The sequence below is a fragment of the Halalkalibacter oceani genome (assembly GCF_023715605.1).
GTDB classification, from domain to species: domain Bacteria; phylum Bacillota; class Bacilli; order Bacillales; family Bacillaceae_D; genus Halalkalibacter; species Halalkalibacter oceani.
The window spans coordinates 137,076-149,833 of sequence record NZ_JAMBOL010000001.1 but is presented as its reverse complement, the minus strand read 5'-3'; the positions used below and the strand labels follow the sequence as shown (position 1 = coordinate 149,833).

The window sequence follows — 12,758 nt, the reverse complement described above, 5'->3', positions numbered from 1 at the left end:
GAGGCTGGACCAAAGGTTAAAAAACAACCTTTGGTCCAGCCTCTGTCTAATTAATTGGATTTTTCGCGAAATACAGCTCGGTCGCCAGCTCCTGAATTCGCTTCGCTGTTTCTTCCTCCGACCATTCAAATGTGTCGCGCATATAGCGGGTAACCGGCTCCATCCATGTCTCCACCCATTTGATATTGAAGAAAAGCGCGCCCGTGCGGCGCTGAAAGAAATCAAGCGGAGTCTCCACCATTTCCTCTTCGATCCCATAACGCAATTCAGCATACAGGGAAGCTGGCAAATGAAAGGCCTGCGCCTGCTTGCGGAAGGCGCTCATTCGCGAAAAAATATTTTCAACATTTGATCCGTACCGTATCGCCAGCTGACGCGCTTCGTCCTCTGACAACCCTAAAGCGACTCCATCGGAAATTTTCTTTTTCAAAAAGCTCTCAAAGCCTTTCGCCCCGCCGACATGCCCGCCTGAGAGAGTAATATCCTCTGTTTCACAGCCATTCTTTACCCCCAGTTCCTTACAGACGACATCGACAACGCGCTCCGCCATTTTCCGGTAGCCTGTTAATTTCCCACCGGCGATGGAAATCAGACCGGAATCTGACATTAACACCTCATCCTTACGCGACAGCTCGGAAGCGGTTTTTCCTTCCTCATAAATGAGCGGACGCAAGCCGCTCCAGCTCGATTCAACATCTTCCGGTGACAGCTTAAGAGAAGGAAACATATAATTGGCGGCACGTAAAATATAATTGAGATCTTCCTTCGTCATCCGCGGGGTTGCCAAATCACCCTCATAAAAGGTATCCGTCGTTCCGATATAGGTTTTGCCATCACGGGGGATCGCGAACATCATCCGTCCGTCTTTTTCCGTATCAAAATAAATCGCCTGCTGCAAAGGAAAACGCTTCCCGTCGATCACAAGATGAACCCCTTTTGAAAGCTTAATGTTTTTTCCTTTTTTCGAACGATCCTGCTCTCTGATCGTATCGACCCACGGACCGGAGGCGTTGACAATTTTCTTCGCCAGTACCTTATGCGCTTCCCCGGTAAGCTGATCAACGACGAGGGCGCCAACCGCTTTTTCCCCTTCATACAGCAATGATTCAACTTTCAGATAATTCAAGGCACAGGCTCCCCGTCTGACGGCCTCCTTCAGCACTTCGATCGTTAACCTGGCGTCATCCGTCCGGTATTCGACGTACATCCCGCCACCCTTTAACTTTTCAGCCCGCAAAAGCGGTTCATGCTTCAACGTTTGCCGTCTTGTCAGCATATCACGGCGCTCGTGCTTCCCGACATCCGCTAACCGGTCATACAGCTTCAGGCCGACGGAAGTCGACAGCTTGCCGAAGGTTCCATCTTTGTAGATCGGCAGCAGCATTTTAATCGGCGTTGTTACATGTGGAGCATTTTCAAAGACAATCGCCCGTTCCCGACCGACCTCGGCGACCAGCTTCATTTCAAACTGCTTCAAATACCGTAACCCGCCGTGAATGAGCTTCGTCGAACGGCTCGACGTCCCTGCGGCAAAGTCCTGCATTTCAACGAGCCCTGTTTTCAAGCCACGAACCTGGGCGTCAAGCGCAATCCCGGCACCAGTGATTCCTCCGCCAATAATAAGGACATCAAGCTCTTCCCGTTTTAACTGTGCGATGTAGTTCCATCTTTTTTCACTTGAAAATGTATGTCCCACTCCGGTTCCTCCTTGCCCTCTCCGATTCTTTCTACTTTCTCCATCTTACGAAAATTTTCTTTCTTCTACAAGAAAGAGTCAGCTTTCTTAGGTTTCTTTTTATGCCTAAGAAGCCGACTCACTTACTACTTAAATACAGGCAGTTCGAGCAGCTGCTTCAATTCTTCCGGCAAAGGCTGCTCCAGCGAAAAATGATCGCCCGGATCACGGTTTTGTTCACCGATAATCGGCCCCTCCACTTCAAGCAAATATTGATTGCGGTAAAAATCGCGTCCTTTTTTGACCTCCACCATCACAACCCATGTCCCAGGAACAGAAAAGATGACCTCTGTCTCATACAGGCCATCCCCAAGATGATGGAATGTTTTTTCAATTTGATGAACCGTTTCAGGCCGGTCAAAGACAGCCTCCACACTTGCTCCCTCGATAAGCTGCTCTTGCCCGTCCTCGACAAACAGCTGGAAATCAATCGCCTCACCGGTTTGAAATGTTTCATTGACGGCAAGCGTAACGCCCCAGTCTGCCCGCAGCTCGGCTGAACCCGCATAGACGATTGTGCCGATTGCTCCAAGAAAGAACGTAAGCAGCAGGACATTCGCCATGTAAGAGGGATATGAATGTTGTTCAAGTTTCACCCTATGTAGCCTCCTTCTCGTTGTCTATTCAAGCTTTGCCAACGAGAAGGAGAGATAAACATAAGAAAAACGCGCAGCGGCTTTTCTTAAGAAGCGGCGTGCGGAGCCGTTACAATCTTTTAAGGCTGGCTGAAAACGGGCTTTTTTTCAGCCAGCCGCGTAACGAGTGAAGCCGCCGCCCTTCCTCGAATCACCTCGAAAAACTATCTCTGCTTATAATTGATTTCATAAATATCGTGACGACGGTCGCGCAGCTGGTTGACGCTGCCGGCTCGGCGATGGCGGCGGAGAATTTCAAGATCGACATCGCCGACAACGACGGTTTCAATATTCGGGTTACATTCGCCGACAATTCCGTCGCGGGCAAAGGTGAAATCAGACGGGCTGAAAATACCGGATTGCGCATATTGAATATCCATGTTTTCAACATCGGTCAAATTGCCAACCGTACCAGACAGTACGGTATAAACTTGGTTTTCAATCGCCCGGGCCTGCGAGCAGTAGCGCACGCGTAAATAGCCTTGGCGATCATCTGTACAAAATGGGGTGAAAATAATATTGGCGCCTTTATTGACAGCGATTCGCGCCAGCTCCGGAAACTCAATGTCATAGCAGATCTGAATCGCGATTTTGCCGCAATCCGTATCGAACACATTGACGTTGTCCCCGCCGCTGATCCCCCAGAACTTGCGCTCATTTGGCGTAATATGCAGCTTATATTGCTTCTCAATCGTCCCATTGCGGCGGAACAGATAGGCGATGTTGTAAATCTTTCCTTCTTCTTCAACAAAGTGCGAGCCGCCGATAATATTTACATTGTACTTTACCGCCAAATTGGTAAACAGCTCGATGTAGTCCTCGGTAAATTCAGTCAGGCGGCGAATCGCCAAACTCGGACTTTTTTCCGGCAGGAAAGACAACAGCTGCAGCGTGAAAATCTCCGGGAAAACAGCAAAATCCGAATTGAAGCTTGCCGCCACGTCCGTGTAATATTCACACTGGACGGCGAACTCTTCGAATGAGGAAATTTTCTTCATCGCATATTGCACCGTCGTAATCCGAACCGGAAAAGCCGTTTTAAATTGCCGCTTCGGTGACGTTGGCCGATAATCAATGTTATTCCATTCCATCAACGTCGCATAACGCAGGGAAGCGCGATCATCCTCCAAATAATTATGGTTGATCCGCTTCAGCGAAAAGCCGTTCATGACCTGAAACGTCAAAACCGGATCGTAAATATTGTGCATCGTCACTTCTTCAACATACTTCCGCGGAGTCATTTCCTTGGCATATTTGTAATAGTTCGGAATTCTTCCGCCGATGATGATGCTTTTCAAATTGAGATTGCGGGCCAATTCCTTCCGCGCCTCGTACAGTCGGCGTCCGACCTTCATCCGGCGGTATTCGGGATGAACCATCACCTCGATGCCGTAAAGGTTATAGCCTTCATAATCATGGTTTGTAATATAGCCATTGTCGGTGATCTCATCCCATGTATGCTGATCGTCATACTCGTCGAAGTTAATAATTAAGCTTGAGCAGGAACCGATCACCTTCCCGTCATACTCCACGCAAAACTGACCTTCGGGGAAGATTTCGATATGGCTTTCAAGATGCTCTCTTTTCCACGGCTCCATATTCGGGAAGCAGAGCTTTTGCATATTTATAATTGCATCGAAGTCTTTCGCTTCGATGTTGCGGATAATCATTTTCTTTTCAAATTTAGACATATCAATCTTTTTCGACATGTTGCCAACTCCTTTCCTACCACCTTGAAGTGTAACCTTTTTTAGCGAAAATGAACACTATTTTTCCTTGGCTTATAATGAAATTTCTGTTTCTATTTTTTCCCGTGTTATCGCAAAGCAATTTCGTAAAAACAGCAAAAATTGCCTCCCCGTTTTGGCGTTCCTGTCGCCACCGTTCCAGGAAGAGGCAATTTCCATATAAGCAGCTTAACGAAGAAAGCCGTTCTACGCAAAAGGGCTGGGCAAAAGGTTATTATTTACCTTTTCCCAGCCCTGCTAATTCGTTTTGTCTCATCCTCTTCATTCCAACAAAATGGAGGAATGCTTCCATAATCGGAAAAGCCGCCTGTCCTATTCTTCCTTAACAGAAATATGGACGTCAATTAAGCCGATATTGCTTTCAAGCGGAACCGTCACAAACGGATTCGCTGAATGGAATCTCGACTCCCCTTCATTAATGATCGGCGGGGTGACATCAATGACACACGATTCCTTGGAAAGCTCAGTCGCAGTCGTACCGGCGACCCAGTTTCCAAACTCCTGAACAGCACTTAAGCCCATTTCATCGAGCTTCTCAATCTCCATTCCGCCCATCATCACACTGACAATCTTTTTCGCCGTGCCGGATGAGAAGGAACATACAATCTGACCGGTCAATTCCCCCTTCACCCCTAACACAACAGCAATTTCATTGGAAGGCACTGTCCCCGTCCCTGCCGAAGGGGCCATTGGCGTAACGGCCAATCCAAAATGATTCGTTAATATTTCCTTTGTAGCTCGACAAATCGCATTTACATGTTTGACGTTCAATCTCATTCCTCCAAGCTTTTCCTTTATTGGCTAGCAACCGTTTCTTCTTGACTCCGAATGATATACCACTGTTCTCTTGCCATTTCGACCAGCTTCTGTTCAAATGCTTTGTTCTTATGTTGAATGACCCGAGAAAAATAACGTATTGCTTCATCGATATTACCCACTCTCCTCGCCAGTTCGCCAATCAGATACAATATCCTCATTTCCGACATTTGCGTGCTGACGAAATCTGCCTGTTCATAGGAAAGCTGATAGTGGTTCAGAGCCTGATGAAGAAATCTGATTTCCTCTTCTTCCCGATCCTCAAGCCGATAAATCCAAGCGAGGCGAAGACACAAACCGGCGATGACGACATGCTTTTCTTTTTTTAATACAGCTGACAGTACCCCTAATTTTAAAGCACGAATTGCCTCATCGCTTGTCCGTTCCTTATTAAAATCCTGCTTATTCCATTGCTGGAACTGCTGCTCGATCACCGCTTTAGTCCCTGGTGGAAACCCGGGCGAAAACGTATCTGCCGCTGCAAAGCCGCAAGAAGGACAAACATCTATCTCATAAAAATAAGGATTCAAAGACGGATTTTTATACTCTATATAAAAATCAGGATGTACTTTTTGAACTCTGAGAAACCGTGAACGCACCTTTCTCGTGTGAAACGACTTTTCGCAATTCAAACAACGGACTTCTTTCTCATAAAATGGAGTCAACGTTTCAGTCACGAGCACCACCCTAGTCTTTTAGTTTAGTTTTATTTTAGTCTAAAAGAACCTATAAAACTAGAGTTTTTTTAATATATTACGAAAAAACAAGGAATAATTTCTTACGTTCTTTTCTTGAAAACGGGATCATTTTCCTCCAACAGACAATTCCAGGAATGGTAAACGCTTTCAGTCACATAGACTACTAGCGCCATGAAAAACACAAGACCGTCACGACTGGAAGCGAGGAGAGGACGATGACAATGGAAAAAGAGTGTGTCGCAATGCTGCTGGCTGGTGGAGAAGGAAAGCGTCTAGGAAAGCTGACTGATCAGCAAGCAAAACCTGCAGTATATTTCGGTGGTAACTATCGTATTATTGACTTTCCTTTAAGCAATTGCGCGAATTCCGGTATGGATACAGTCGGTGTTTTAACCCAATATGCTCCGTTAACCCTGAATGCCCACTTAGGAATCGGCTCGCCATGGGAGCTCGACCGCTCTCAAGGGGGCCTGACCTGCCTGCCACCCTTCACTGAAAAACATGGCGGTTCGTGGTACCGGGGTACGGCTGATGCCATTTATCAGAACTTGCACTTCCTTGAGCAATTCAACCCTCACTATGTTCTGATCCTTTCCGGTGATCATATTTATAAAATGGATTACCGAAAGATGCTCGCCTTTCATCAAGAACGACAAGCCGAGGTAACAATCTCTGTCATTGAAGTCCCCTGGGAGGAAACGAGCCGCTTCGGCATTATGAAGACGTCAGAAACGGGAGAGATTTCACAATTTGAGGAGAAGCCGCTCCATTCCAGCAGCAACCTGGCCTCGATGGGCGTATATCTGTTTAACTGGTCGCTGTTGCGGACGTATTTAACCCGCGACGCGGCAAGTCCCACATCCAGCCATGATTTCGGCAAGGATGTCATTCCGGCGCTGCTCGCCGATCAGCGCCGATTGTTTGCCTACCCTTTTACAGGCTATTGGAAGGATGTCGGGACAATTGAAAGCTATTGGCAGGCGAATATGGATTTGCTCGACAATGATCCACCGTTTTCCCTTCATCAGCCGGACTGGCCGATTTACTCCGTGAATCCGAATCAGCCGCCCCATTATCTTGCTCCCTCGGCGAAGGTGACAGACAGCTTCATTAATGAAGGCTGCATCATAAAAGGCCGAATAAAGCGCTCGATTCTGTTTCATCAAGTTGAGATTCAGGAAGGAAGCAGCGTTACGGAATCCATTCTCATGCCCCGCGTAACACTCGGCAAGCATGTCACGCTCAATCGGGTGATCGTCACAGAAGGCGTCACCATTCCTGATCATACAACATTGCAATCGCCGAACGGCGATATTCTCGTCATCAGCTCGGATGAAGATCTAACGAAACAAAAGCAGTTTTCGATGATGCTACAGCAAAAAATTTTATGATTGGGGCGAGCAGATGAACAGATTGATCGGAATAATTCACTTGGATAAAGAGCAGGACTTTCTCAACGAATTAACCGCTTTCCGTTGCGGAGCCGCCGTCCCGTTTGGCGGGCGCTATCGCGTCATTGATTTTGTCCTGTCCAATATGGCCAACGCCCGGATTAAGAACATCCTCATCTTCGCCCAGCAAAAATACCGCTCACTCGTCGATCATGTAGCTACAGGGAAAGCGTGGAATTTGGAGCGCAAAAGGGGAGGCTTATCCATCCTGCCACCGGATTGGCATGAGCGCGCTGAACAGCCGAATGGTGATTTGCAGCATTTTCACCGCAACCGTCACATTCTTGAGCGGGACGGAGCGGAATATGTTCTGCTGACGGGCACTCAGCATATTTGCACGATAGATTATGAGAACGTGTTTTACGAACATCTTCACTCCGGTCACGATGTGACTGTTGTCTATCAGCCGCTCGCCAAGCAAGGCAGCGAGCACGAGAACGAAAGGAAGCTTGTTCTGACGGACGACGGGCTCGTCAGCGGCGCCGTCATCGACCCGGCCAATCGTAATGTATACATGGGGATGCTGATTTTAAAAAAATCCCTTCTATTGGAGCTCGTTGACGATTGCCTTTCCCGGAATAGGCAAAGCTTTTTCGAGGGCATCATTGCTCATCTCGAACGGCTCACAGTTGGGACGTACCGCTACACGGACTATTTATCTGTCATTAATTCGATAGAGAGCTATTATAAGCATAGTATGGCCCTGCTGGAACCGGCGACGTACAAAGAACTCTTTCACGCACTTCAAACCGTCTATACAAAGGGGAAGGATGAGCCGCCGGCGCGCTTCGGCACACGGGCAAGGACGAGCGGCTCCCTGATTGCAAACGGTTGTATTATCGAAGGAACGGTGGAAAACAGCATTCTCTTTGGCGGGGTCCACGTCAAGCCGCATGCCAGCGTCCGCAACTCGATCATTATGCAGCGCAGTACGATTCATGAAGGAAGCCACGTGAGCCGGATCATCGCCGACAAAGATGCACATATTACATCGAAGCGCATCATTCGCGGCACCGTTCACCGCCCTTATGTCATCGCCAAGCGCAAAGTCATGTAAACTTCGCCAAAGGAGTCCGCCTATGAATATAGTCATGGTTGCTTCAGAATGTACCCCCTTTTTTAAAACAGGGGGACTCGCCGATGTTATCGGCTCTCTTCCATCCGCTTTGGCCGAACGCGGGCATACGCTCTCCGTTTTCTTGCCAAAGCACGCCTCCCTCCCCGCTGAACTTACCGAACATGCCACCTTCCTGGAATCGTTTGATGTTCGGGTAAAGTGGCGAAAACAGTATGGCGGGCTCTATCTCTATCAAAAGGAAGAGATCAGCTATTATTTCATTGATAATGAATACTACTTCAACCGCCCGGCCCTTTACGGAGAAAACGATGACGCCGAGCGCTATGCCTTCTTTACTCATGCCTGCCTGGAAGCCTTTGATCGTCTCCAGCTTGCAATTGACATCCTTCATTGTCACGATTGGCAAACCGGGCTGCTTCCAGCCTATCTTCACCAGCACAGAAGCGGACGGCTGCCGAAAACCGTCTTTACCATTCATAACTTAAAATATCAGGGCGTGTTCCCGCTTTCTGTTTTTGACGAGCTGCTTCATTTTAGAGAGAGCGACCGATCGCAGCTCGAAATGAATGGAGCGATTAATTTCATGAAAACCGCCTTGCTTTACGCTGACTGGATCACGACCGTCAGTCCAAGCTACGCGAGGGAAATTTTGCAGCATCCGTTCGGGGAAGGCTTGGAGTCGATTCTGGCGCAGAGACAGCCTATGCTAAGCGGCATTCTGAATGGCATTGACGAAAAGAGCTACCATCCGGGTCGGGATCAGGCTCTGTACCAAACGTATACCCGCCAGCCGGCCCGCAAGCAGCTGAACAAAGTCCGGCTTCAGCAGGAGCTGGGGCTGCCGGTTCTGACCGAAGCGCCACTTTTCGTGATGATCAGCCGGCTTGTTGAGGAAAAAGGCATCCCGCTCTTGCTGGCGGTCGTCGATCAGCTGCTTTCCTCCGAAACGATGCAGCTCGTCATTCTTGGAGAAGGAGATCCGCTTCTGGCCAACGCCTTACAAAATGTCGCCGCCCGCTACCCTGATTCCTTCCGCTTTATCGGGGAATTTAACGAATCATTGGCGCGCAGGCTTTATGCCGGCTCCGACTTCCTGTTAATGCCGTCCAGGTTTGAGCCGTGCGGATTGAGTCAGTTAATTGCTCTCCGCTACGAAACGGTGCCGATTGTCAGAGAAACCGGCGGACTTAAGGATACGATTCGTCCTTTTAATGAATGTAGCGGGGAAGGAAATGGCTTCTCCTTTACTCATTACCGGGCCGATGATTTTCTTCACACGATTCGCTATGCCATTCACCAGTACGGCCGGCCGGAAAAATGGCGGCAGCTCCAGCTTACGATGTACAACAGTCGTTTAGGCTGGAATCAGTCGGCTGGCGCTTATGAGCAATTGTACAATCAACTACTTTCGGAGGAGGCGGACACATACGATGAAGAATCAGGCTGAACAGCTGGAGCAGGAGTTAACGGAAAAACTGACACTTACCTTTGGAAAGCAGCTGAAAGAAGCAACAACGAAGGACATGTTTCAAGTCGTCTGCCTCGTCATGAAGGAATCGATTCATGCCAACTGGCAAAAAACGAAGCAGCTTTACCGCGAGACAAACAGCAAGCAGGTTTATTATTTTTCGATGGAGTTTCTGTTAGGCCGGTTAGTCGAAAGCAATTTATTAAATATGGGACAACTCGAAACCTATCAGCAAGCCCTCCGCTCTCTCGGCTTTGATCCGGAGCGCGTCTTTATGGAGGAGCATGATGCCGGGCTGGGAAACGGCGGGCTTGGCAGACTCGCGGCCTGCTTCCTTGACTCCCTTGCGTCCCTTCAGCTACCCGGAAATGGAATGGGAATTCGCTACAAATATGGGCTGTTTCAGCAAAAAGTGGTGGATGGCTATCAGGTTGAACTACCTGACTACTGGCTCAAGGATGAATACATGTGGGAAACGAAACGAAGTGACCGGACAGTGGAAGTCCGCTTTGGCGGAACGGTGGAAACGTCCTTTGAGCATCATAAACTGCAATTCCATCATCATGATTATGAGCGCGTGCTGGCGATTCCTTATGATGTACCAATTGTCGGTTTTCAAAATGAGACCGTCAACACGCTGCGCCTATGGAGCGCCGAATCGACCGCCAACCACTTCCACTTCCATTCAAGCAGGGGACATGACTATTATCATTATCTTGACTATAAACGTTCCGTCGAAAAAATTTCTGAATTCCTTTATCCCGACGATTCCACCTATGCGGGAAAGGTTTTGCGGCTGAAGCAGCAATATTTTCTCGTGTCGGCCGGACTGCAAAGCATCTTACAGCAATGCAAGCAGAAAGCTCTGCCAATGGAACAACTTTCCCGGCATGTCGTCCTCCAAATCAATGACACCCATCCAAGCCTCGTCGTTCCGGAGCTGATGCGGCTCTTACTTGATGAAGAAGGATTGGGCTGGGACGAAGCCTGGGCCATCACAACCGAAACAGTCGCCTATACAAATCATACGACGTTGAATGAAGCGCTTGAAACATGGCCAAAAGACATGATCGAAATGCTTTTTCCGCGCATCTATTTAATTATCGAGGAAATCAATGAACGCTTCTGTCAATCGCTCTGGCATGACTATCCTGAATTACGGGACAAAATAGCGGAATTGGCGATCATCTCCTACGATCAAATCCATATGGCCCACTTGGCGATTGTTGGCAGCTTCAGCGTCAACGGGGTCGCCGAGCTGCATACACGCATTTTAAAAGAACGGGTGATGAAGTCGTTCTATACGATCTTCCCGGAACGCTTTACGAACAAAACAAATGGGATCACCCACCGTCGCTGGCTGATGAATTGCAACCCCGGCCTTGCCCGGCTGTTGACAGAAGCGATTGGCGACAGCTGGATCAAGGACGCTGATCGACTCGCTGACATTATTCCATTTTCGTCCGACAGAGGCTTCCAGGAAGCAATCGCTGAAGTGAAGCATGACAACAAGAAAAAACTGGCCGCCTATATTTACCAGCATGCCCGCATTCCAGTGAATGAACAATCGATTTTCGATGTCCAGATCAAGCGGCTGCACGGCTATAAGCGCCAGCTGTTAAACGTCTTTCATATTATCCATCTCTATCAGCGCTGTCTGGAGAACCCGGCATTGGAATTCACGCCACGGACTTTTATTTTCGGCGCAAAGGCCGCTCCCGGCTATACGTTCGCCAAGCACGTCATCAAATTGATTAACGCTGTTGCTGATAAAGTGAATCATCATCCACTCGTCAAAGAAAAGCTCAAGGTCATCTTTTTAGAAAATTATCAGGTGAGCCTGGCAGAACGGATTATTCCCGCCGCTGACATCAGCGAGCAAATTTCCACCGCGAGTAAGGAAGCCTCGGGAACCGGCAATATGAAGCTGATGATGAACGGCGCCTTGACGATCGGCACCGAGGATGGCGCCAACGTCGAGATCCAGCAGCTTGTCGGCGAGGAGAACATCTTCACTTTCGGACTGACCTCCGATGAGGTTTTTGCGCTGCAGCAGCACGGAAGCTACCGGGCGCGTGATTATTATAATCAGGACCGGCGCCTGCAACAAATTCTCGACCTGTTTGTCAATGAGCATTTTACAAGCGATGATGTCGAATTTAAAGATATCTTTTACTCGCTGCTCTACAACAATGACGAATTTTTCGTCCTGAAGGATTTCGACAGCTACGTTCACGCCCAGCGCTGCGTTGACGCAACATACCGCAATCAGGAGAAATGGCTTGAAAAAAGCATTATCAATATCGGCCGCTCCGGCACCTTCGCGAGCGACCGGACGATTCGGGAGTATGCCGCAGACATTTGGAACATCCACCCGCCTGCTTCCCGTTAACCTTCATATTTTTTTCGAAGCTGCAAAGCCATCACCGGATCATCGGTAAACAGCCCGGCGCAGCCCCATTTCACGAACATTTCAACCCAATAAGGATCATTGACCGTGTAGGGACGAAGCTGCACGCCATGCTGCTGCAGGCGTACCGCTTCCTCCTGCAACAGAAAAGGGACGCGAAAATGATAGCCGCGCACGCCGATGTCCCGCAAATAGCGCTCCGGTTCATGGAGAGCCGCCGCGACGAGAATCGCCGTCTCCAGCTGCGGCTCCTGCTTTTGAATCTCATAAATGAGCCGATGGTCAAATGAAGAAAAGATGACCCGCTCCTGCAGCTCATGCTCGAAAACGAGCGGCAGAACAGCTTCCTTAAGCTGACTCCGCTCCCATACTTGTCCCTTCAGTTCAATATTGAGCAGCAGTTGATTGCCTTTTGCCCAAGTAAGCACATCAGCAAGAGCCGGAATCGTTTCATTGGCAAATGGCGGCGCAAACCAGCTGCCGGCATCAAACTCCTTCAGCTGCTGCAGCTCATACTCCTTCACAAAGCCGGTCCCTGTCGTCGTCCGCTCCAGACTGTGATCATGAATGACGACAGCCTGGAGATCTTTGCTTAGCTGCACATCAAGCTCAATCCCATCCGCCCCGGCATCCGCGGCGGCTTGAAAGGCGGCCAGCGTATTTTCAGGATACTGGGCTGATAATCCCCGGTGCGCAAACATACATGTTCCCAACTTTTT

General features: G+C 48.9%; 10 protein-coding genes. 4 read left to right on the top strand and 6 right to left on the bottom strand.

Annotated elements, in window-relative coordinates:
- Window positions 1–46: 46 nt before the first annotated feature.
- The 5 genes from M3202_RS00720 to M3202_RS00700 all read right to left on the bottom strand — a co-directional run bounded on the left by M3202_RS00720 (window position 47) and on the right by M3202_RS00700 (window position 5,611).
- Complete coding sequence (locus M3202_RS00720) at window positions 47–1,696, bottom strand: glycerol-3-phosphate dehydrogenase/oxidase (protein ID WP_251221467.1); 1,650 nt, start codon at window positions 1,694–1,696, stop codon at window positions 47–49.
- 125 nt (window positions 1,697–1,821) lie between these two features.
- Window positions 1,822–2,331, bottom strand: coding sequence for a FixH family protein (locus tag M3202_RS00715; RefSeq protein ID WP_251221466.1), 510 nt, complete (start codon window positions 2,329–2,331; stop codon window positions 1,822–1,824).
- A gap of 203 nt (window positions 2,332–2,534) precedes the next feature.
- Complete coding sequence (locus tag M3202_RS00710; protein ID WP_251221465.1) at window positions 2,535–4,079, bottom strand: bifunctional GNAT family N-acetyltransferase/carbon-nitrogen hydrolase family protein; 1,545 nt, start codon at window positions 4,077–4,079, stop codon at window positions 2,535–2,537.
- Window positions 4,080–4,430: 351 nt separating this feature from the next.
- On the bottom strand, window positions 4,431–4,889 hold the full coding sequence (locus tag M3202_RS00705) for a chemotaxis protein CheX (protein WP_251221464.1): 459 nt from the start codon (window positions 4,887–4,889) through the stop codon (window positions 4,431–4,433).
- A gap of 23 nt (window positions 4,890–4,912) precedes the next feature.
- Complete coding sequence (locus M3202_RS00700; RefSeq protein WP_349775590.1) at window positions 4,913–5,611, bottom strand: DUF2225 domain-containing protein; 699 nt, start codon at window positions 5,609–5,611, stop codon at window positions 4,913–4,915.
- A 242-nt stretch (window positions 5,612–5,853) separates the two neighbouring features.
- On the opposite strand from M3202_RS00700, the gene M3202_RS00695 reads away from it, so the two are divergent.
- From M3202_RS00695 to M3202_RS00680, 4 genes are read left to right on the top strand one after another with little or no spacing between them, the layout of a single operon-like run.
- Window positions 5,854–7,023 (top strand): glucose-1-phosphate adenylyltransferase, encoded by a 1,170-nt coding sequence (locus tag M3202_RS00695; RefSeq protein WP_285890083.1) that lies wholly within the window; start codon window positions 5,854–5,856, stop codon window positions 7,021–7,023.
- A gap of 13 nt (window positions 7,024–7,036) precedes the next feature.
- The gene (gene glgD, locus M3202_RS00690) at window positions 7,037–8,140 is read left to right on the top strand and encodes a glucose-1-phosphate adenylyltransferase subunit GlgD (RefSeq protein WP_251221462.1); all 1,104 of its coding nucleotides are present in this window, start codon (window positions 7,037–7,039) and stop codon (window positions 8,138–8,140) included.
- A gap of 22 nt (window positions 8,141–8,162) precedes the next feature.
- Window positions 8,163–9,608 (top strand): glycogen synthase, encoded by a 1,446-nt coding sequence (locus tag M3202_RS00685; protein WP_251221461.1) that lies wholly within the window; start codon window positions 8,163–8,165, stop codon window positions 9,606–9,608.
- Complete coding sequence (locus tag M3202_RS00680) at window positions 9,592–12,021, top strand: glycogen/starch/alpha-glucan phosphorylase (RefSeq protein ID WP_251221460.1); 2,430 nt, start codon at window positions 9,592–9,594, stop codon at window positions 12,019–12,021. The genes M3202_RS00685 and M3202_RS00680 overlap by 17 nt, the downstream gene beginning before the upstream one ends.
- On the opposite strand, the gene M3202_RS00675 is transcribed toward M3202_RS00680, so the two are convergent.
- Window positions 12,018–12,752 carry a glycerophosphodiester phosphodiesterase family protein gene (locus M3202_RS00675; RefSeq protein ID WP_251221459.1) on the bottom strand — a complete coding sequence of 245 codons (735 nt, stop codon included), beginning with the start codon at window positions 12,750–12,752 and terminating at the stop codon, window positions 12,018–12,020. The genes M3202_RS00680 and M3202_RS00675 overlap by 4 nt on opposite strands.
- Window positions 12,753–12,758 lie beyond the last annotated feature (6 nt).